The sequence below is a fragment of the Halobellus litoreus genome (assembly GCF_024464595.1).
GTDB classification, from domain to species: domain Archaea; phylum Halobacteriota; class Halobacteria; order Halobacteriales; family Haloferacaceae; genus Haloquadratum; species Haloquadratum litoreum.
On sequence record NZ_JANHAW010000004.1, the window covers coordinates 52,291 to 73,894 of the forward strand.

A 21,604-nucleotide genomic window follows, 5' to 3' on the forward strand; every position below is an offset into this window, starting at 1 on the left:
AAAATACACTACATTTATATATTTCCGTGAAGCTTTGTTAGTAGAAGCCATGCCAGAGTCACTCAGCAGGCGTAACTTTGTCAAGTACGGTGGTGCAGCCGCTGCGGCGGCTGGAATGAGCGGTTGTCTCGGCGGCGGCGGGCAGGAGGGCACCGGCAGCTCCAGTGGTCAAGAGAGTACTACTGGTGGAGGCTCCTCGCTCCAGTGGATCGGACCCGCCTACGGGGTGAGGGACGGTCAGGGCGAAAAGTACACCGAGGTGACCGGAAACGGGGTCGAACTAACCACGGCCACCGGTTCGACCGTTCAACAGCAGGTCCTGAGCGGCGGTCAAGAGACGATGGACGTGTTTTCGCTAGACACGTCGACCGCATCGGCGCTCACGGTGGACAACGACGCCAGCTATCCGGTGGATACCGTCGACCTGGATAACTGGTCGGAAGATTCCATTTCGGACCTCTTTTTGAACCCCGGCGAGCGGATTCCACAACTGGAAGAGCAAACGGAGACGATCAACCAGGAGGTGTGGGAGAACAAATCGGAGGGATCCCTTCGGCTTCCTCCGTACGCGTACAACTTCGACGCGATCGGCTACAATCCGAAGTACGTCGACGACGTCTCGAAGTGGAGCGCGCTGTTCGACGACCAGTACGAGGGGGAGGTGCTCGTCAACGGTGCGGCCCCGATCCAGATCCCCCAGACGATGATGCACCTCCTTGACAACGATCAGATCGACGGGTCGGTCGGAGAGCTCAACAACCCCACCGAAGACCAACTCGACACGGTCATCGATTACCTAGTCGAGCAGAAAGCGAACGGACAGTTCAGGTCGACGTGGACCGCCTACGGCAACTCGGTCAACCTAATGGCCGGCGAAGAGGCAGTGATCGGTGATCTTTGGCAGCCCGCGGCCCTCGACGTCCGTCGTTCCGGAACGCCGTGTGAGTACGCGACGATGAGCGAGGGGGCACAGGGGTATCGGTTCTGGTACGTCGGAATGGCACCACTCAAACCAGGCGCGTCAGATCGAAACAACCTCGACGCCGCCCACTCGCTGTACAACGACATCCACCTCGGCGCGTGGTTCCCCGGCTACATTCAAAACTGGGGGTACTCGGTCCCGCACTACCCGAACAAGGAGTTAGTTCGTGACGGCTCCGACAGCAGTGGTGAAGGGATGGGGCCGGAGTACTACGACTGGGCCTACGAAGGCAAGAAAACCTACGAATCGATCGACGACCCGGCCCTGTTCGATCCGCAGTCGTACGACTGGTCTTCCGAGGAAGGGTCACCCGCATCCGACGGCCAGAAGCGCGACTGCGGTTCGATCGAAGAGCGCATCAACCGTATCGGATTCTTCCAGATCTGGCCCGACAACGCGGAATATATGCTGGACCGCTGGCAAGAGTTCCAGAGCGCGTGAGCAATCACGATCAAGACATCCGAACACACTATGAGAAAGATATCACGAGACTCGATATCACTACACGAATCATACCTGCTCGCCGGACCCTCGTTGCTCTGGTTCGGCCTCTTCCTGCTGATCCCGCTCGGCGTCATCAGTTACTACAGTTTCCTCACCTACAGTTCGTTCTCGGTGCAGCACACGCTCACGCTGGAGCCGTGGATCAACGTCGTGACGTCGGCTACGATCCGCGAGGTGTTCCTCGAGACGCTCCTCACCGGGGCGGCCGTGACGCTTCTGACCCTCGTCTTCGGGTACCCGCTGGCGTACTATCTCCGGTTTTACACCAGTCAGAACGGAGGCATCATCCTCTTGTTGTTCCTCATCATTCCGTTCTGGACCTCGGGGATCATTCGGACCCTGGGGTGGATTCCGGTTCTTGGGAAGGAGGGCGTAATCAACCAGGTGCTTCTACTGGTCGGTGTTATCGACCAACCGCTCTCTTGGCTCCTCTTCTCGCCCGTCTCGCAAGTCCTGGGGTATCTTCAGAACTACGTGGTTTTTATGGCCGCCCCGATCTACATCGCGCTCACCCAGGTCGACGAGGGATTACTCGACGCCTCGGAAACACTACGGGGTGGTCCGGTCGCGACGTTCAGAAGCGTGACCTGGCCGCTTAGCCTGCCGGGCGTAGTCATCGGCTCGATCTTCGTGTTCGTCCTCTCGATCGGCAACTTCGCTGTCCCGCAGTTTCTCAGCGGTGGAAGCAGTACGATCTCCACGTTGATTTATACGACAGTGAACCAGGGGCTGGACTATCCCGCCGCCGCAGCGCTCTCGCTTACGCTGTTGATCGTCATATTCGGGATCGTCTACCTCTCGCTTCGCAGGGTCGACATTACGGAGCTCGCCCGCGGATAGTCGGGCTGACACGCTTTTGAGCACCCGCCTTTGACGAACGTACCTTCCAGGAATTACTCCCAGATTGTTCGAGAATCGGCGTCTTCGACGTATTCTTTATGTCGCTCCGCTGGTTCCTGATATACTGCGTCGCCCGTATCCACCGTGTCACCCTCGAACGTCGCATCCAACGCGTCATCGACGCGAAGGACCAACGTAGTGAGGTCGGTGCCACTCCTGTAGACGCTCTTTTTCGTCGCCGTCGTATCGACGACCCCGGCTTCGAGTGTATCGGTGATGTCGCCTTCGGGAAGGACGACACCGACGTTTGAGTTCTTTCGGTTCGCTGTCCGGAGATCCGTGACGGTGGCAAGCGGATCCAGTCCGGCGTTGCCGACGAGCGTCCGGACCAGGCTCTCGAGCGCTGAGGCGTACTCGTTCATCGCGAGCTGGCTTTTCGATCCCTGCGTTTTTGCCGCTCTCCGAACCCGGCGTGCGATAGCCATCTCTGTGGCTCCACCACCCGGGACGACTCCCTCCGAAGCGCCGTCTCTCGTAGACTGTGCGGCCGCCAAGACAGCTTTCCGGACCTCACGGGGCGCTTGCGATTCGAGCTGTCCGAACGTTCCACACAGCAACATCGTGACCGAGTCGGGATCGGTACATCCATCGAACACGACGATGCGCCTGTGTTTCCGACGGTGCTTTCGCTGTTCGATCTCCCGCTCGACGACGCTGCCGCAATAACCGAGTTGGTCCGAGTCGATGTCGTGGTTGTTCTTGACGATAGTTGCTCCAGTCGCCAGCGACAACCGCTGTAGATTACGAGGATGGACACGGCGAATTGCCATAATTCCTCTATCGGCCAACAGCTGTTGATAGTGACTGCTAATTCCCATCTGTGTGAGCACGACGTCGGCACCACTCTGAACGATCTGATCGACGAGCTCTCGTCGCTGATTCGCCGCCGTTCGTTCGAACGTGCCGAGGACGTCCGGTGACTCCAGTTTGATCTCGAAATCGTCCACCACGTCCGGGTCCTGTAACCCGCCTTGGTCGTGTCCACCCAGCAATAGCACGGTCGCATCCGAAACGCGGCGGGGCATATCTTGATGGACCACAGTATTGCGGTCGAGAACTGCTCCTTCGATCAAACGACTATCGCGTATAGAGCCGTAGCGCACCGTCGTAACGTCGAACGAACGCTCGTTCGGTTCCCCTATCTCCCGAGTAGCAGCCGCGGCGAGCTCCGCGATTTCGTCTCGCATCTTTCCGAAATCATTCCCCGTAAGCGCCGTACGCGCGGCGTCGACGGCAGAAGCCCTCCCGTCTGCATCCGGTATGTTGGAGGATCGGAGTATACTCTCAACCACCTCAAGGCCCGCACGATAGCCGCTGATGATCTCCTGTGGATGCAGCCCTTGCTCCAGCAGGCCGACGGCGTTCACGAGCAGCTCACTCGCAAATACGACCTTCGAGCTGACCCCGTCGTAGATATCTTTTCCGTCGACCGCCGTATCGCCCGGTCGGTACGGACCGACGGACCGCTCGAGTAGTTCACCGACGGGGTGTTCTACCGAAAGGGACTGCAGGAGGTGTGCTCCGTCGCCGGTCACAGCGTACTCGTCGATCTCTCCCCTCGCGTCCTCACTTTCCCCCGTCGAGGGCGTCTCTAGCAGCAAAACGTCCATCGACTGGGGACCGACTGTCGATCTGAACACATCCGCTATCACGTCGATCGCCGATATATTCGCGTGGGGAAATCTGATCGTGGTGGCGGCCGCTCCTGAAGAGCGCCGCGACTGGCCTTGCGGGTTCGGCTCCATCGATACGCATTCAACGCCTCATCGCAGACAAATAAATGTTTCTCCGATCTCGCTCAGGATCGGAGACGAACTGAGCTCGTACTCGGTCCTAACAAGCGTGTAAGCGGGTGCGGGCCTGGCCCGCGTACACGAAGGAGGGTCATCAATCCCGGACCGCACGGATCTCGTGTTCGTTACACTCGGGGCAACGCGGGAGATCGATTACTTCCCCGTTCCGTTCGCGACGATCACTGATCCAGTACAGGCCCTGAAAGGGTGGGATGACCGTCCCGCAGTTTTCACACCGGAACGTATACGCCGGTTCGTCGTCGGGATATCTGGGCATCGTACGTCGGAGTATGGTCGAATTGGCTCATCCGGAAGCCGAGGGCGATTCCACGATAACCGGGTCGAAACCCTGACCGGACGAAAGTACGTCCTTCAGCGGGTGATTCGGAGTGCGCCGCTCGGGAGCACTTCCGCCTCCCACTCGGGGTTGATCACGACGGTGCTGTCGAATTCGTCGACGATAGCGGGACCGTCGATCACGTTGCCCGCCCGGAGTTCCTCGCGTGCATATCTCGGCGTTTCGTACTTCTCGGGGTCGAGTGACGTCCCGAAGTAGACGGGGTGCGACTTCGTTTCGGCGTGAGAGGGATCCGTCGCCCCGCTTTCGATCTCGACAGGATCGTACTCCACGCTGTCGGCCGACGCGGCGACGCGGAGGTTCAATACTTCGACCGGATCTTTCTCGAAGTAGTGACCGTACTCCTGCTTGTGCTTCTCTTCGAACTGCTCTCGGATCCGAGAGCGCCAGTCGCCGTCGGTCCCCGTGTATTCGATGTTTAGTTCGTACCCCTGTCCCTCGTACAGGCAGTCGATAGACTTTCGGAAGACCGCGTCCTCCTCGACGTCGATTCCGTCGGAGCGTAACTGATCGGCCCCGCGCTGAGTCAACGACTCGATGCGGTCCTCGAGTTCGTCCGCTTCGACGTTCTTCAGTCGCTTGCTCAGGGTGACCTGGTTGTCGTACTGAATATCGCCGGTCATGAGACCCCGTGCGGAGCCGATGCCGGGCGACGGCGGAATCAGAACTTTGGAACTTTCGAGCGATTCGGCGAGGTCGACCGTGTGCATCGGCCCTGCTCCACCGAACCCGACGAGCGAGTAATCGCGGGGATCGTACCCCCGCTGCATCGTCTGCTCGCGTACCGACTGGTACATATTGCTGTTTGCGACGTCGAGGACGGCCAGTGCCGCTTTCTCGACGGTACTGAACCGCTCCTGATCGACCGCATCGACTAGCTTGTCATCGATCGCTTTTTCCGAGAGACTGGGATCGATGTCGAGTTCGCCACCGAGGAAGGTCTCCGGATCGATGCGTCCGAGCACGACCTGTGCGTCGGCGATTGTCGGCTCGTTGTTACCCCGCCCGTAACACGCGGGCCCTGGGTTGGCACCGGCGCTTTTCGGTCCGACGTTGAAGCCCTGTGCCTGGTCGAACCACGCGATGGATCCGCCCCCACTACCGATGGCTTCGATGTCCAGCATCGGTGTGATGGCGGGGTACTCGCCGATTTCGCTGTCACGCGGGTCTCGCTCCAAGAGGCGTCCCGGCAAGACCGAAATGTCCGCACTCGTCCCACCCATGTCGAACGTGATCACCTTCTCTTCGTCGGCTGATCGACCAGTGTACTGTCCCGAAAGTACACCGGCCGCGGGTCCGGAGAGGAGGGTCGTCACCGGCCGCTGACTGGCTTCTCTGATACTCGCCACGCCGCCGTTGGACTGCATGATGAGCACGTCTGCCCCCTCGAACCCGTAGTCGTTGAGACGCTCCTGTAACCGGTTCAGGTAACTCGACATAACGGGCGCGATACGTGCGTTTATAGCCGTCGTCGAGAAGCGTTCGTATTCGCGGAACTGCGCCACGACTTCATTCGACGTCGAGACGAAGACGTCCGGGAACTCCTCTTGGATGATCTCTTTCGTGCGGTCTTCGTGCGTCGTGTCCAGGTACGAGTGGAGGTAACAGACAGCGATCGACTCGACACCCTCCTCGACTAGTTCCGCCGCCGCCTCACGTACCTCGGACTCGTCTAGCGGCTCGACGATCTTCCCCGGAGGGTAGATCCGCTCGTTGACCGTTTGCCGGTACCGCCGTTCGACCAGCGGCTCCTTCTGATGTTTTATCTCGTGTTGTACCGAGAACGTGTGCGACTTCCGGTGTCGTCCGATGTGAATCGTGTCCCGGAACCCCTCCGTGGTTATCATCCCGGTCTTCGCACCCTCGTGTTCGATCACGGCGTTCGTCCCGACCGTGGTCCCGTGTAGAACGGTGTCGACCTCTCCCGGAGCGATACCAGCCCGTTCACAGACTTCGAGGACCCCGTCCGCGGTCGACTTCGAGGGATCGTCAGTCGTCGGGAGTTTGTACGTGTGCTCTTCAGTGCCGTCAACCAGGATGATATCGGTATTCGTTCCACCAACGTCTGCGCCAATGCGAATAGTACTCTCTGTCATAGTCTCTCAATATGTTCAACATTCTATGTCACAGAGACCTGCATTATAAATGTACCGGACGTGGTGGGTCGGCTAGGAGAGTAGCGCACGACGATGCAACCGGCTTCGCCGGCCTATTATCGGATCGTCACTTGCGGCCTCCGTAGAAGATCAGGAGGCTGGCTCCGACAAGCAAAAATGTCGACATCACAGTGGTGAAGCTCCCGAGTGCGAAAAGCTCCGGGGTTGCTCTTTTCGATGCCGCGATGCTGAAGATCTGGATAGGCATCGTGTTCGCTTGTCCGACCACGAGGAGGCTGCGGGTGGCCTCGTTGTACGATAGCGTGAACGCGAAGACGGCTGCGCCGAGCACGGTGGGCCCGATCTGTGGAAGAATCACTTCCCGGAACACCGTCCAGTTCGACGCCCCCATCACACGCGCCGCCTGCTCGTTACGGGCCAAATGTGGCGGAATACCCGCCAGGAGTACGATTACGGCGAACGGGAGCGCCCAGACCACGTGCACCGGAATCGAGAGCCACAGACTCTTGTCCAATCCGAGCAACTCGTTGAAAAACAGCGTCGCTCCGACTCCGTACGTGATACCGGGGGTGATGATCCCCAGCAGCAGTATATAGAGAATCGTCTTCCGCCCTCGGAACTCGTAACGGTAGGCGAGGGCGGCCGCAGTGCTCAATGCGGTCGTGATCACCGTCACGACGAGTGCCACCTTGAGTGAGCGTACGATGGAGGACGTCACCGCCTCGTTAGCGAACAGTTCGGCGTACCACGAGGTCGTGACCGCGACGAACGGGAACGTTAGACCACCTTCGTTGAACGAGAACGCGATGAGTGAGATGATCGGGACGTAAATATACGCCGCGATCAGTATCGCGTAGGCGACCAGAACGGTTCGCAACGAGACTGCTGCCGATACCTTCTGGAAGCCGTTTCTGAGGGCCCCACCTGTGGACGAATCACTTGCTGTCTCCGCGTAGGATGCGCTCGCCATCTTGTGATGATAAGACACATCAAGGATAATAAGTCTATGCCTCTCGTACGCACGATCAGCGGGAACGACTCGGACGACTACACGGTTTCACTGACTTTTGCCGCTGAGGTCGCCTTTCAGAGCTCTAGAAGCGCGCCCGTTCGGAGTGCCCTCCGGTCTCCTCCGTGTGGCGGGCTCTCGATAGACGTTTCCGACGTACAGAAAAACGTGGGCCTCTCGCTCCGGCGTTCCCAATATATCCTATTCGGTCACCACGTCGCCGTCTGCGACGACTACCGAGGGCGAGCCGGTGACGTCGATGTCGGCGAGAGGATCGTCGGCGAATCCCACGATGTCCGCCGGCGTCGCTTCCTCTATGACGCCCAGTTCGGGGCGGCCGAGCTCCTCCGCAGGTGTGCTCGTCGCGGCCGTGAGCGCCTCTTCTTCGGTCATTCCACCATCCACCAGGCAGCGGAGTTCGTGGTGCAGCGCCGGATGGGGAATGTTTGGCGATCCGGCGTCGCTTCCCGCCAAGATGCGAACGTCGCTTTCGATCGCCTCTTCGAAGACCTCCCAGTGGCGATCGGATACTCTTTGCGCGTTCTCGTAGGCGTACTGTGGGATGTCGCCTTCTCCTTCGGCCACGGTCTTGTAGATGTAGAGCGTCGGTTCGTAGGCGATGTCCTTCTCGACCATCTCCTCCAGACTCTCGCTCGTCATCAGGTTCCCGTGCTCCAGGGTATCCACTCCCGCCTCTATGGAGTTCTCGATCCCCTCGGTCCCGACAGCGTGGACGGCGACGGGGATATCGAACCGATGGGCCTCATCTACAGCAGCGATTACCTCTTCGCGAGAGAGTTCCGACATCCCTGGATCCTCGCCCACGGCCTGCCCGTAGACGCCACCGGTCGCGCTGATCTTGATCACACGTGCGCCCTTGTCTCGCTGCTTTCGAACGCTGGAGCGAACGGCGTCGACCCCGTCGCTTTCCATCCCCCAGAACGGGTCGTGACCGCCGCTGATGATGATCGTCTGACCACTCGCGTAGATCCTCGGCCCCGTAATATTCCCCTGGCGGGAGGCGTCGGCGACGCTGATGGCAATGTCGTGTGTGCTTCCGATATCCCTGACGGTCGTCACGCCGCCTTCGACCTGTTCGCGAGCCATCGCGACCGCGTGAATGGTCTGTTCCTGTTCGGACTGCCGTCTGAGGGTGGCGACCGGATCGCCCGTACCGTCCCACACCAAGTGGACGTGGAGATCGATGAGACCCGGTGTGATGAGTTCGACCTCCTTGACGTCCACCGCAGGCCCCGGCTTCTCGTCGTACACTCCTTCGATCTCGTCGTCCTCGACGGCGACCCACTTGCCCCGTTGTCGACCACGCTTTGCGTCCCACACGTCACCGAACAGTAGCAGCTCGTATTCGCTCATTATGTTGCTCCGTTGACTATCATTTCTTTAGCACTGATCGTTCGACATACGCAGCTATTCACTGGCATACACTGTGACATAATTTAACTAATTATATTAATTTTTCGCTGGAAACGCCCGTCCGTCGTCTAAAGGAGAGACACGAAAGCCGACGGCTGACGTCCCCAGAAACGAAAGGCGGTGCGTCGACGTTTCGACACCACGCGCACTCACTAAAACGGCGTCACGGTCACGCTGCCGATTCGGAATCGGGTCACGCCCGGTCCTCCGAAGCGTCGTCGTCGGCTGTGGCCCCGATATTTTGCCACCTCGTTCTATCATTAGCGGCTCACCGATGAGGAATCTCGATCTGCGTCCCTCAGACGTCTCGCAGGCGCTGGGTCGCTTCGGAGTCAACCCCTCCGTCTTCGATGACCACGCCGTACTCCTCACGCGCGGACTCCTTCGTGATGTATCCGTCAAGATAGTCCTCGTAAACCTTCTGTTCGGGTCGATCCTGCGGATCGCCGTAGCCACCGCCGCTGATACTCTTGATCGAGAACTTGTCTCCGGACTCGAACTTGTATCCGGAAACCTTCGACGGCAAAGTGATCTCCTCCCCGTCGGACTTGATGTGTTTGAGTTCTCCGGAGGGGGCCCCCTTGCCGCCGTCGAATCCCCAAGAGCCGTATTTATTTCCGTCTCCCTCAATGGTGATCGTCGAGTCACTCAGGAACTTCACCATTCGCTCGTGACCGTGGCCGCCACGATGCTCGCCGGCGCCGGCCGTTTCTTCGCGGAGGCGGTAATGTTCGATTCGGAGAGGATGGGAGAGTTCGATGTCTTCGACCGGCCGGTTTTGGGTGTTGTGAACCAGGGCGTCGACGGCATCGAGCCCGTCGGATTCGGGGCGTCCACCGTATGCGCTCTCGTTGACCTCGATGTACACCCAGTATTCGTCGTTTTCGTCCACGCCGGAGTAACTGATAAAGTAACAGTGCGGGCCCGACCCCGCGGAAGTCTTCTCCGGAATAGCGTTGCTGAATGCCTTCAGGATGAGGTCACCCAACAAGTCCACCTGATTGATTCGCGCGAAAGCCGACCGAGGCATGCTCGGGTTGAACAGACTGCCCTCCCGCGCCTCCACGTGTATCGGTGCGAACGTCCCCGAGTTCTGTGGGATATACTCGTCGTGAGTGGCCGTGTCTGTCAGGATCGCTCTGACGATGAAGTACGAAGCTGGCTCGGCGGATCCCCGAAATGGGACGTTGTATCCGGTCATGACTTCGTCTTCGGATCCGCTGAGGTCTATCGTGAGATCACCGCCGTCGACAGTGAGCTTTACGTCGACTTTCAGACGCTCGTCGCGATTTCGACCGTCGTCGTCGAGGTACGCCGTTTCGTGGTACGTCCCGTCGGGGACCTTCTCGATCTCCTTGCGCATCAACGATTCGCCGTAATGCATCAGGTCCTCGCTGGCCTGGAGGATGTGCTCGTACCCGTGTTCTTCCACCAGCCCGAGGAACCGTTCTTTGCCGACTTCACACGAGGAGATCTGTGCCTGGAGGTCACCCAAAACCACCCGGGGCGTCCGCACGTTCTCTTCGATCAGGTTCCAGATTTCGTCGACTCGCTCCCCCTGGTCGTAGACCTTTGTCGCCTTGAACAGCGTCCCCTCAGCATAGACGTCCTCGAGGTCGACCGCCAGGCCGGGCGTCGCCGCACCGATATCGAGGTGATGCGCGTTCGTCGCTGTCCACGCGATGTGCTCTCCTTCGTAGAACACCGGCGTAATGACCGCAATATCTGGCGAGTGAGCCGCACCGTAGTGCGGATGGTTGTGGATGAATACGTCGCCCTCGTTGATGACCTCCTCAGGGTCCTCACCGCGCTCCTCGAAGGTCTCGAACATCCCTTCGACGGACGCGATGAGCGTTCCCACCTGCATCGGGGTGAAATCGCCCTCCGCGATCTGCTTTCCTTCCGCGGTCAGGATACCGGAGCCAATGTCCTCGCTCTCGCGGATAATCGACGAGTACGCCGACCGGATCAGTTTGTGCCCCATCTCTTGGGCGATCGTATCGAGTTCGCCACCGATGACCTGTAGAGTCACCGGGTCGATCTGTCGTTCCTGCATTACTTCTTCGGCATCCATTGTCATATACGGGGTTATTTCTTCCTAACTGTATTTAAATGTATGGGGTGATACAGATCTATTGTTCACCTATTCGTGGGATTCCTGTACTGATATTACCAATGGGAATCTCGTCGACTACAAGGAAGGTAGTGTCGTTTGTAATATCAAAACACAGGGTTTCAATTATATTCCTCCCAGTTGCTACAACTGTCGGTTCCCACCCCGCTGTTCGTCTCTAGAACTATACGAAAGCATACATTACCGAGATTATGACTTTGTCGGCTCTTCTTCGTTCCCTTATCCGTGATCCGCTCACTCGACCGCCAAGCATTTGGAATATACAAACACATTCCTACGGCACCAATACCGTGGTTGTACACAAGAGAGCGTTCCCTCGTTCTCTGTGAGAGCCGACCCCTAATGATGCGGTGTAACACTAACATTACAAATGTAGTTTTGTAATGTCTACTTCGCGCGTAGCGCCAAAATATCTGTAGCCGACTGACCTCACCACACCACCTCGTGGCCGGTGTTCATTCAAATATTGTTTGGAATGTGCGAACAACAAATTGATGCTAATCTGACCGGCTCTATGCGTTCGGACTCACGAGTCGCCAGCACTCAAATTACGGGCGATCTAGGATTTCGCAATCTTTCCTTCCTATCGCCGACCCGAGCGCTGTTCGTAGTCACATTCTATACGTACTTGTTCGGCATCGAGAGTGAGAGACGAACGCGTGAAGCCAATTTTCGAAAGTGTCTGCTTCGGCCCTACTAAAATAGTTTGGTAACTGTCTTGTTCTGAAATTTAATTTTCAGAAAATACGTTCGATCCTGTTCGGATGACCACGGTTTTGGTATCTGTAATCGGGGTCGTGTCGCTGGAGCGCCGCTTGCAGCTTCGGTGGAGAATCAACTAGAAAGCACGCGTCACCGACGAGATGATTATCGAGGAATCAGCAAGAGGTCCTCAGTACTCGCTTGGTTTCACGTCGGAAACACCTTGGTGTGTAGGAACCGGCTCGTCTCGGAGTGTTTCGGCACACACTCGGAACCGTGCACCGTTGGGGTTGGATCACGGTCTCGTCAACCCCCCACGTACACCGGACGACACCATCTGTTGGGCTGAAACTCGGCTTTCTACATCCGGTTATGAGCGGTAAATCGCCAGCGTCCTGATGCTGAATTATAAATAATCAAAACTGTATTATAAAATGGAACTTCTGCCAAAAAGAATCGAATATCGGGCTTCATCGCTGGCTCGGGTGTCGGCTGCGCTCCCGTTGGGTTACGTCGATCGTTCGTACGCGACACTCGACCGTTACCGTGGTAATTCCTTGTCCAACTGGTGACACTTGTCAACCACTCGGTAACTACCACTCAGGACCGCGGTACTGACTGTTTCAGATCACGGCGCCGTTGGTTCGCAGGAAAGAAGCTACCTCTTGTATCGGACTCTCGGTTGGCGCATATCACTCGACAGCGGTAGAATGCGATTCTGGTAGGAGGCCGGCATCTTGGGGTGTCGATGGCTCGCGATTTGCGAGACGATTTCCCCCTTGAGCTACCCACGACTGAACAGTAGGTGCCAAACCTCGAACAGAGACAACCGGTATCCGGCCACGGGGGCCAAGGAAGTCCGTTCGACCGGCGTTCTTTCCTTGGCTACACCTCCTCCATAGACGATCTGGAGGCCTCAAAAGAGGGTGAAATGGAGCCTTGCCAGTCGGCAGCGGCGTTCTGACTCAGGGTGGCCCGGGCCAGTCGCCGCACGCTCTGCTATCCGTCTGGAAGAGCTAACACGAACCGCCGAAAGAGCGCTGTCGAGACAGCCGGCCGGTCAGGGAGTTCCCGCTGGTCAACTAAAACGAGACACACCAGAATCCAGAGATTGTACAGCGCTACCGCGAACAGAAACTCGAACAGCCGCACCGCGAACGTCGGCGACGACGTTCGCGGGAGGAACTCACCGATTTTCCGGTAGGATGTCTCTATCCCCCAGCGACGTCGGTACGCTTCAGCAAGCGGTTCGGCGAACTTGACCGAGACCTCACGGTTGGTCACCAGACAGAACGAGTCGTCGTCCCGACTGCGGTGCGGGACGACGACGAGTGTCACTGGCACTTCCCCCATCGGCGGGTTCTTTCGCACCATCTCGTAGTCAGTGACGAACGTGGGTTCGTCGTGGGCGTCAAGCGCGCGCTTGACGCCCACCGTCTTCGGCGCACGCACGACGAACTCAACGTCGAGATCGGCTAGCGTCTCGACGAGTGGAACCCGGTAGAACCCGCGGTCACAGTAAACGCGGTTGATCTGGACGAACTCGCGTGCGGTGGTGATGACTCGGCGGATGGACTCCCGCAGCGTGCGGGAGTCAGCCGCCTCGATTGATTCGCACGCTAAGGTGAACCGAACGGCTGGATCGACGACACAGAGTGTAACGAACGCGTACGCGAGATTCGTTCCACGGTCTGGATTGATCGCGCAGACGTGCGGTGTCTCGGCCGATCCATAGTAGAGCCACTCGTGAATGTCTAACGCGACGTCGACTGGCCGAGCGAACGCCCGCTGTCGGCGGGCGTGAGCGAGCGTGACCGCCCGGACGCCATCGAACTGAGCACTGATGGCGTCCGGGCTCAATCCGCGAAGATGATAGAGGAGCGATTTCACAAGCGGACTTCGGTGCTGGAGATCGATGTCTTCACCCCGAGCAACCTTGCAGCTCTTTCTGTCGTATGGACAAATTCGCCGTCGAAGGCACTCCGAGCGAGGACTTTCTCGAAGTCCTCGCTCGGATACTTCCCATTCGGTTTCGTGGCCAAGTCGACCCGACCCCCGTGAACAGCAGCGAAGAAGCAGCACGAGACAGCTGTTTCGTCTCAGATGCGTGGATCATACCGCAGATTGGTCACCAACAACGAAAACGACGACTCAGCTACTTCGGCACCTACTGTTAAGCCGTGGGTTTTCGTCTCGCACTTTCTATAAGCTGCAGATTTCCAATCAAATCTCTCGAATTACGTCGCCGTCGGGCTCTATTGCATTTACATCCCCGTCTGTGAGCGGGACTTCAACCTCGATCTCTACGAGATAATTTTCATTCGCCAGTTGTTCGTGTCCGAGAACGGTATGACACGGATAAGGCTCGTCGAACGTCTCCCAGTATACCTCCTTATATCCCTCGTAGTAGTGGGTCTCAGGATCCACGATGTGCGTTGTGACCTTGGCGACGTCAGCCAGTGTCTTTCCGATCGTCTCGAGGAGGACCTCGATATTCTCATAGGCCTTCCGTGCCTGAGATTCGATATCATCTCCAACGATGTTCGAGTTGGCGTCCATCGCAACCTGCCCAGCCATATAGAATGTTCCACCATCGATAATAGCGTGGTTGTATCCAATGTCGCGGGCATCCTTGAGCTGTGATGGATTAATTGCATATCGCGTCATAGGACTGTATAGAATATCGATTCGGAAAGAATGAATCCCTCCGTATGGTGGCAGACGGCCCGTGGGCTACGTTGTTGCCAACAGTCGGGTGGTTTCTGCAAGCGCCTCGGTTGCGACGGCACAATCGGTCCAGTCAGTCCACTCCTGCGGCGAGTGAGAAACGCCATCTACTGACGGGGCAAACAGGAGTCCCGCGTCCGTTACCGCTGCGACGTTCGCTGTGTCGTGCATCGCTGCTGAGTGTAATTGGATCACGTCGATATCACGATCTGCGACAGCTTCTTCGGCGGCTGCAATACATTTCCCGCTCATTTGACTCGGTTCGCTGTCTCGATAGCGATCCAGCGACGTTTCGACGCCCCGGACGCGCTCAAGTCGGGCAAGGCTTGAGCGGCATCGGTCGACCAACTGGTCCATTGTATCGTGCGTAACATCCCGAATATCGAGTTGGAGTTGGACTTCTTCGGGGATGATGTTCCTGGCGTTGGGTTTGATAGTTCCCTCTCCTGCAGTCCCGACAGCGGCTTCGTTTGTCGTGGCAATCTCTTCGGCCGCGCCTTCGAAGTCAAGCACGAACGCCGAAGCTGCTGTAATTGCGTCCGTCCGGTCGTACATCGGTGTCGATCCCGCGTGATCTGCCTCCCCTCTAATCGTGACTTCACAATTGGTGATCCCGACAATCGACTCGACGATTCCCACGCTAGCCTCGGCCGCCGTCAACCGTGTTCCCTGCTCAATGTGGAGTTCGAGCCACGCATCCCATTCGCTTGCGTCGATCTCCTCCGACCCGGCGAATCCGATCTGTTCCAGACTTTCTTCGAGTGTGACTCCGTCTGCATCTTCGAGCGCGAGCGCCTCGGCCGCCTGACGCTGTCCCGCCGCGACTGCCGATCCAAGCGTCCCAATTCCGAACCGACCACCTTCCTCTCCGGTGAATGAGACGACCTCGATCGGACGGGCGGGCGTTTCCTCGCTATTTTGGATGGCTCGGACCGTCTCGACTGCGGCGTAGGTTCCCAGCGGACCGTCGAAGATACCCCCGTTCGGGACTGAATCAAGATGACTCCCGATGGCCACAGGTGCCACATCAGGGTCACAGGACGGTGGCGTCCAGCGACCGGCGATGTTACCGACGGCGTCGACGCGAACTTCGAGGCCGATCTCTTCGAGTTTGGCGACGAACCGCTCGCGCGCTCGTCGATCCGCCTCGCTCCCGGTGAGCACTGTCCGCCCTCTTCCCTCCTCGGCATCGACACTACCGAATTGGGCGTTCTCCTGGATGTCTCGACGGAGCCGTGTGGCGTCAATTTTCATATTAGTTGCTGCGCTGTCGGATCAATGGATGTCAGTGCAACCGGTGTCGATGCTCCTATTCTGGCGCTTTGATTCCACTCCCGGAATCCCTCTGCATCTCCCTTCCCGGGATCGTACGAGAGTCTGAGACCACCGCTGTCGACCGGGCGCTGTCCGTCGAAGAAGTGCTCCAGCGAGGTATCCAATATGTAGAGTGGCAAAATACTAACTCCCGTATACGCGACCATTCTTCACGACGCAATCGACGGGGTTGACCCCGAACTGGTAACTGAGGTAGACGTAACTCGGTCCAGAGAGAACTGCGAGGTCACCCGGACTGCCCGGTTCGAGTGTCCCAGTGCCGTCATCACGGTCAATAGCGAGCGCGGCGTTCCGGGTAGCAGCGCCAAGCGCCTGTGCGGGCGTCATACCCATTTCGACGCAGGCTAACGACATCGCGAAGGGCATACTCTGCGAATAGCAGTTTGGATTGAAATCCGTCGCGAGCGCGACCGGGGCCCCTGCATCGATGAACATCCCTGCGTCGGCGTAGTCAGCGCCGAGACCGAACGCCGTTCCGGGTAGCAACACCGGCGATACGCCGGCCTTGTTCATCGCCTTGACGTCATCCAGCGTGCTGTGAAGCAGATGGTCCGCGCTCGTCGCACCAACGTCTGCAGCCAGTTGTGTGCCGCCGAGGTGGCTCAATTCTTCAGCGTGAACTTTCGGTTTCAAACCAGCTGAGCGTCCCGCATCAAGGATCCGCCGCGACTGTTCCACATCGAAGATTCCCTCCTCACAAAAGACGTCGCAGAATTCGGCGACGCCAGCCTCGGCAACCGCGGGAATCTGTTGGTCGATCACCTGCTTAACATACGATTCCGTGTCGTCCTCCTCGGGAACCGCGTGTGCGCCGAGGAAGGTCGACACGAGGTCTACCGGGTGGCGTTCATCTGCCGATTCGATCGCTTCGAGCATTTTCATCTCGGTCTCAATGTCGAGGCCGTATCCCGACTTGACTTCCACGGTCGTCGTGCCGTGGGCGAGCATCACATCGAGCTGGTTGAGAAGGTTCTCGACCAGCATCTCGGAGTCAGCCTCCCGGGTCGCGCGGACCGTACGGAGGATTCCGCCACCCTCCTCAAGAATCTCGTTATATGATTTCCCGCGTAGTTTGGCCTCGAACTCATCGCTGCGTTCACCCGCAAAGACGGCGTGGGTGTGGGGATCGACGATACCAGGAACTACTGCCTGACCGGAAGCATCGATCGTCTCGTCAGCGTTCTCTGTCGGGTGCTCGCGCCGAACTTCGTCAGCAGGCCCCACAGCGAGGACGGTGCCGTCTTCGATGACGACACTGGCGTCCGCAACGGTGTCAATGCGACTGTGATCCGCGTATGTGACGACTTCAGTCGCGTCGTGAACAATTGTCTTCATAGTGCTGTCTAGCGATCGTGGTGAGAAGATGCTGCTCGTTCGGGCGCCCGTGTGGCTGGTCTGAGATCTCCTACCGGGTTGCAGTCGCTATCGGCTGCCCTCTCGTTGTTTGCTTCTCTGATCGACGTCACGATTCCGCCGAACGATTTGTGGTTCGGAACACACAATGCGGCTAACCGAGTCACGGAGCCGGCGGGCTGGATTAGTCGGCTCATTTGTCGCGCATCGGAATCGGGACGTCCGACCTTTCGGCCTGATCGATCGCATCCTCGTACCCCGCGTCGACGTGGCGAACGACACCCATCCCGGGGTCAGTGGTGAAAACTCGTTCGGCTTTCTCGGCAGCCAAGTCGGAGCCGTCAAGGACAACGTGGTTGTTTGTATGGAGCGCATTGCCGATACCGACGCCGCCGCCGTCGTGAACGGAGACGATATCGGCACCCGCCGCGCAGTTCAGGAGGGCGTTGAGTATCGGCCAATCTGCGACGGCATCCGTCCCGTCTTTCATCGCCTCAGTCTCGCGGTTGGGGCTGGCAACGCTGCCAGCGTCAAGGTGGTCCCGTGTGACGACAACCGGAGCCTCGATTTCGCCTTCACTGACAAGCTCGTTGATCTTGAGTGCGAATCGGGCGCGTTCGGTCAGCCCGTCGTCGTCAGTGTCATACCCCAGCCAGCAGACACGCGATGGAAGTCCTTGGAACTGGACCTGTTCCTGAGCGAGATCGATCCACCGCAACAGCGAATCCTTCTCGGGGAACAGCTCTTGGATCGCCTCATCGGTCCGGTAGATGTCCTCAGGGTTTCCGGAAAGTGCAGCCCAGCGGAATGGTCCCTGCCCGCGGCAGAACAGGGGTCGGACGTATGCGGGAACGAATCCAGGAAAGTCGAACGCGTCCTCGTGGTTTCGGTGTTCTTTGACTTGTCCGCGGATATTGTTGCCGTACTCGAAGGCAATCGCACCCCGGTCTTGGTGTTCGAGAATCGCATCGACGTGGCGTTCCATTGTATCCAAGCTTTCTTTCTTGTATTTTTCTGGGTCCGACTCCCGAAGCGAATCAGCTTCTTCGACGGTGTATCCGCTCGGGTAGTAACCTTCGAGAATGTCGTGCGAACTCGTCTGATCGGTGATGACGTCTGGGACAAAGTCTCGTTCCAACATTGCCTCCAGCATATCCGCGGAATTCATCGGTACACCAACAGAGTACTCTTCTCCGCGCTCGGCAGCCGCTTCCGCTCGCTCGATTGCCTCCGACAAGTCTTGGACTTTCTCCTGACAGTAACCCGTCTCAATCCGGCGATCGATTCGCTTCTCGTCGACCTCGGCGGCAATACAGACACCGTGGTTCATTGTGACTGCAAGTGGTTGGGCACCGCCCATTCCACCGAGGCCGCCTGTGACAACGATTTTTCCTTCGAGGTCGCCGTCGTACTCCTGTCGAGCGAGTTCGGCTAGGGTCTCATAGGTTCCCTGAATAATCCCCTGAGTTCCGATGTACGCCCACGACCCAGCCGTCATCTGGCCGTACATAATCTTTCCTTCGGCCTCGAGTTCGTGGAAGTGGTCCCAGTTGTCCCACTTTCCGACGAGGTTCGAGTTAGCGATCAGGACTCTGGGTGCTTTTTCGTGCGTTTCAAATCTCCCAACAGGCTTGCCGCTCTGGACCAAAAGCGTCTCCTCGTCATCAAGTGCACGCAGTTCAGAGAGGATCGCGTCGTACGCATCCCACGAACGGGCGGCGCGACCTGTACCACCGTAAACGACCAAGTTCTCGGGGTCTTCGCCGACCTCCGGATCAAGGTTGTTGTTTAGCATCCGGAGCGCTGCTTCTTGTCTCCATCCCTCACACTCGATCTCGGTCCCCGTGGGAGCACCTTGGTAGTCTCGCCACTGATCGCTTGGTTCACCGATTCGGTCTTCTGTGTCGTCGGTGGTTTGTTGCGAAGCCATACTATGACATATGGAAGCAAGAACCAGTACGGTTTACCCTCCTATCGGAGCCTGATTTAAATATTCGGCGCGAGACGGACGGTATATGTACGAAGCTACCCTCCAAATCACCGGACACTCATCGTATGCCGAGGCTACTGCGGGGACGTCGGCGACGATAGACCTCTGGTGCAATCAACACTGTGACTTGTTGCACGTCAGCCGAGAGCCGGCAATGGACATCGCACAAAAGGTAGAAACCACCGTCGGTATCCAGGAACGACTGGAAAACCGCGAGGAAACGGTACTCGTCACTAATGATTGCTTGCGCGAACACGAGGACGGTCTCATCGAACCGTTCCTCGACCGTCACGGTTGTTTGCTGTTGTACCCGCTCCACTATGAGGACGGCGAGAAAGTCTGTCGAATTCTCTCGATTTCGCCGACAGCGCTGACGGAGTGTTTCCACGATCTCGTTGAGGCGGATATCCCTGTGACTGTTAAATCGAAACGAAAACTCGGCTCGTCGGTCGAAACGCAACGGCCGCTGCTTGCACCCCACGATATTGTGCCGACGCTAACAGACCGGCAGTCCGAAGTAATCCACCACGCGTTCGAGAACGGCTATTACGAGATTCCTCGTGGGATCACGACTGAAGAAATTGCCACGGAGATGGGAGTAAAACGCCGGACTGCTGAGGAACACCTCCGTCGCGCGGAGAACAAACTTCTCGCCTCCGTGATCGATTTTCTCAATTAACCAGGGCGAAGAAGAGGTGCTGCAGTTGAAGGGACGAACCGTTGGGGTCAGCGTCCCGGTAATCTACAGGCGGAACAGGCCGAGTGCCTCGGGGCTTGACCCCGAGGCAGTTCACAGCAATCCTACCGCGGCAACTAGGTGCGTGATCGCTGCGATGAGCGGGACCAGAACAATGGTCCGCATCACGAACAGCGCGATGAGATCACGGAACCGGATCGGCACGTCGGAGAACATATCCATCGCCATCGGACCGACAGCCGAGAAGAAGATGAGCTGTGAGACCGCCAGCACGGCAATAAAGAAGCGCGCCATCGGTTCGGCCTCTACGACAAGGAGGACCGGGACATACATCTCAGTGATCCCGACGATTGTCGCGGGCGCGACCGTCTGCGCGTTCGGGATCCCGAGCGCGTCGATCACGGGGATGAGCGGGGCACCGAGGATATCGAAAGTGGGCGTATACGCCGAAAGCAAGGTCGCAGCCAGCCCGACTGCGAGGATGGTCCCGAGGATGAGACTCGTTAGTTTCAGTCCGTCAACGAATCCACGTTTGGCAGCCCCGAGGAAGGTCTCGCCTTCGTCGGCTTTCCCGACAGCCTCACTGACGGCAAACCGGAAGTACTCGCCAAGGGAACCCTGGAACGGGATCTCGGGATCCGGTTCGGCGATGTACTCGTTCGGAACAGAACTGATCGGCGGCAGGCGCACGAGGATAGCCGCGGTGATGACGACGCAGACGAAATACGAGACGAAAATCAGCGGGAAGAGGTTCAGCATATTGACCGTCGCGGCGACGACGCCGACAAACCCGATACTCACCGTTGAAAAACACGTCGCGATCGTGAACACTTCGCGCTTGTTGTACCCGCCGCGCTCGAAGACGTTTCGGGTGACGTAGAACCCGACACTGTAGGAACCGACCCACGAGGCGAGGCTGTCGAGTGCCGCCCGTCCCGGCAAGTTGAACAGCGGGTTCATCACCGGCCGTGCGAGCGTCCCGACAAATTCCAGGCCGCCAAGTTCAACGAAGATAGTAATGAACACCGCACCGATTGGGATGATGACGCCGACGCTGTAGATGAGCGTCCCCCACATAAATCCGCCCGTCCCGCCAGTGTGAAGCCACGACGGGCCGAGCTTGAAGAACATCACCGGAGCGATTATGGCTCCTAAGACGCGTAGAACCCAGAAAACGGCCGAACTCTCGAAGTACGATAGGTCGTATCCGGGCGAGAAGAGATCGCGTTTATTGAACTCTGCGACGGTCGTCAGGACACCTCCTGCAACGATGATCGCGAGGGCGTATACGCCGACAGCGTCGGGGAACGTTTCAGTGACCCAACTGACGACAATATCGAACGGGACTGTGACCTCTCCCTGCCAGGGTACTGGCAGGAGGAAAAAGAACGCGCCGATTGCGAACGCGGATACGAACTTAAACACCGCCCCTGAATCGAACGCATTGAGGTCAACATCCCCTATACCTCGCGTCGATGGCTCGTCATCAAGCGTGTATACGCTGTCTGATGGCTTGGTTGCCATAGTCTACCATATGAACAATAGTCAGTGTATAACGAGTGCCGCCGT

15 protein-coding genes are annotated in these 21,604 nt (G+C 58.1%); 3 read left to right on the plus strand and 12 right to left on the minus strand.

The genetic code is table 11. The features are described from left to right. Window positions 1-49: 49 nt before the first annotated feature. A complete protein-coding gene (locus NO360_RS17120) occupies window positions 50-1,423 on the plus strand; it encodes an extracellular solute-binding protein (RefSeq protein WP_256309073.1) in 1,374 nt (457 codons plus the stop codon). Between the two features lie 30 nt (window positions 1,424-1,453). Next, window positions 1,454-2,326, plus strand: coding sequence for an ABC transporter permease (locus NO360_RS17125; RefSeq protein ID WP_256309074.1), 873 nt, complete (start codon window positions 1,454-1,456; stop codon window positions 2,324-2,326). A 53-nt stretch (window positions 2,327-2,379) separates the two neighbouring features. On the opposite strand, the gene NO360_RS17130 is transcribed toward NO360_RS17125, so the two are convergent. The 11 genes from NO360_RS17130 to hutU all read right to left on the minus strand — a co-directional run bounded on the left by NO360_RS17130 (window position 2,380) and on the right by hutU (window position 19,278). Continuing rightward, the gene (locus NO360_RS17130; protein ID WP_256309075.1) at window positions 2,380-4,131 is read right to left on the minus strand and encodes a TCP-1/cpn60 chaperonin family protein; all 1,752 of its coding nucleotides are present in this window, start codon (window positions 4,129-4,131) and stop codon (window positions 2,380-2,382) included. Window positions 4,132-4,551: 420 nt separating this feature from the next. Beyond that, window positions 4,552-6,633, minus strand: a complete 2,082-nt coding sequence (locus tag NO360_RS17135; RefSeq protein ID WP_256309076.1) for a hydantoinase/oxoprolinase family protein — start codon at window positions 6,631-6,633, stop codon at window positions 4,552-4,554. Window positions 6,634-6,760: 127 nt separating this feature from the next. Then, window positions 6,761-7,624: an ABC transporter permease gene (locus NO360_RS17140; protein WP_256309077.1), complete on the minus strand. Its 864-nt coding sequence runs from the start codon at window positions 7,622-7,624 to the stop codon at window positions 6,761-6,763. Window positions 7,625-7,864: 240 nt separating this feature from the next. Continuing rightward, window positions 7,865-9,037, minus strand: coding sequence for a metal-dependent hydrolase family protein (locus tag NO360_RS17145; protein WP_256309078.1), 1,173 nt, complete (start codon window positions 9,035-9,037; stop codon window positions 7,865-7,867). A gap of 358 nt (window positions 9,038-9,395) precedes the next feature. Continuing rightward, window positions 9,396-11,177 (minus strand): hydantoinase B/oxoprolinase family protein, encoded by a 1,782-nt coding sequence (locus NO360_RS17150; protein ID WP_256309079.1) that lies wholly within the window; start codon window positions 11,175-11,177, stop codon window positions 9,396-9,398. A 1,755-nt stretch (window positions 11,178-12,932) separates the two neighbouring features. Continuing rightward, entirely contained in the window at window positions 12,933-13,823 is an 891-nt protein-coding gene (locus tag NO360_RS17155; protein WP_256309080.1) for a transposase, read from the minus strand. Between the two features lie 333 nt (window positions 13,824-14,156). Further along, on the minus strand, window positions 14,157-14,600 hold the full coding sequence (locus NO360_RS17160; RefSeq protein ID WP_256309081.1) for a RidA family protein: 444 nt from the start codon (window positions 14,598-14,600) through the stop codon (window positions 14,157-14,159). Window positions 14,601-14,666: 66 nt separating this feature from the next. After that, complete coding sequence (locus NO360_RS17165) at window positions 14,667-15,914, minus strand: Zn-dependent hydrolase (protein WP_256309082.1); 1,248 nt, start codon at window positions 15,912-15,914, stop codon at window positions 14,667-14,669. Then, window positions 15,911-16,114: a hypothetical protein gene (locus tag NO360_RS17170; RefSeq protein WP_256309083.1), complete on the minus strand. Its 204-nt coding sequence runs from the start codon at window positions 16,112-16,114 to the stop codon at window positions 15,911-15,913. Before NO360_RS17170 ends, NO360_RS17165 begins: the two co-directional genes overlap by 4 nt. A 4-nt stretch (window positions 16,115-16,118) precedes the next feature. Then, window positions 16,119-17,330, minus strand: coding sequence for an imidazolonepropionase (gene hutI, locus NO360_RS17175; RefSeq protein ID WP_256309084.1), 1,212 nt, complete (start codon window positions 17,328-17,330; stop codon window positions 16,119-16,121). A gap of 211 nt (window positions 17,331-17,541) precedes the next feature. Next, window positions 17,542-19,278: a urocanate hydratase gene (hutU, locus tag NO360_RS17180; RefSeq protein ID WP_256309085.1), complete on the minus strand. Its 1,737-nt coding sequence runs from the start codon at window positions 19,276-19,278 to the stop codon at window positions 17,542-17,544. An 85-nt stretch (window positions 19,279-19,363) separates the two neighbouring features. Here hutU and NO360_RS17185 point away from each other — a divergent pair, with 85 nt between their 5' ends. Continuing rightward, window positions 19,364-20,017 (plus strand): helix-turn-helix domain-containing protein, encoded by a 654-nt coding sequence (locus tag NO360_RS17185; RefSeq protein WP_345780219.1) that lies wholly within the window; start codon window positions 19,364-19,366, stop codon window positions 20,015-20,017. 111 nt (window positions 20,018-20,128) lie between these two features. Here the strand turns inward: NO360_RS17185 and NO360_RS17190 are convergent, their stop codons facing one another. Further along, complete coding sequence (locus NO360_RS17190) at window positions 20,129-21,559, minus strand: YjiH family protein (RefSeq protein ID WP_256309087.1); 1,431 nt, start codon at window positions 21,557-21,559, stop codon at window positions 20,129-20,131. Window positions 21,560-21,604: the final 45 nt, after the last annotated feature.

Excerpts from the sequence above, each read along its gene's own strand:
- NO360_RS17145 (WP_256309078.1), bottom strand. The coding sequence starts at position 9,037 with ATGAGCGAATACGAGCTGCTACTGTTCGGTGACGTGTGGGACGCAAAG.
- NO360_RS17185 (WP_345780219.1), top strand. The coding sequence starts at position 19,364 with ATGTACGAAGCTACCCTCCAAATCACCGGACACTCATCGTATGCCGAG.
- hutU (WP_256309085.1), bottom strand. The coding sequence starts at position 19,278 with ATGGCTTCGCAACAAACCACCGACGACACAGAAGACCGAATCGGTGAA.
- NO360_RS17125 (WP_256309074.1), top strand. The coding sequence starts at position 1,454 with ATGAGAAAGATATCACGAGACTCGATATCACTACACGAATCATACCTG.
- NO360_RS17120 (WP_256309073.1), top strand. The coding sequence starts at position 50 with ATGCCAGAGTCACTCAGCAGGCGTAACTTTGTCAAGTACGGTGGTGCA.
- NO360_RS17130 (WP_256309075.1), bottom strand. The coding sequence starts at position 4,131 with ATGGAGCCGAACCCGCAAGGCCAGTCGCGGCGCTCTTCAGGAGCGGCC.
- NO360_RS17165 (WP_256309082.1), bottom strand. The coding sequence starts at position 15,914 with ATGAAAATTGACGCCACACGGCTCCGTCGAGACATCCAGGAGAACGCC.
- NO360_RS17140 (WP_256309077.1), bottom strand. The coding sequence starts at position 7,624 with ATGGCGAGCGCATCCTACGCGGAGACAGCAAGTGATTCGTCCACAGGT.
- NO360_RS17135 (WP_256309076.1), bottom strand. The coding sequence starts at position 6,633 with ATGACAGAGAGTACTATTCGCATTGGCGCAGACGTTGGTGGAACGAAT.
- NO360_RS17160 (WP_256309081.1), bottom strand. The coding sequence starts at position 14,600 with ATGACGCGATATGCAATTAATCCATCACAGCTCAAGGATGCCCGCGAC.
- NO360_RS17150 (WP_256309079.1), bottom strand. The coding sequence starts at position 11,177 with ATGACAATGGATGCCGAAGAAGTAATGCAGGAACGACAGATCGACCCG.
- hutI (WP_256309084.1), bottom strand. The coding sequence starts at position 17,330 with ATGAAGACAATTGTTCACGACGCGACTGAAGTCGTCACATACGCGGAT.
- NO360_RS17190 (WP_256309087.1), bottom strand. The coding sequence starts at position 21,559 with ATGGCAACCAAGCCATCAGACAGCGTATACACGCTTGATGACGAGCCA.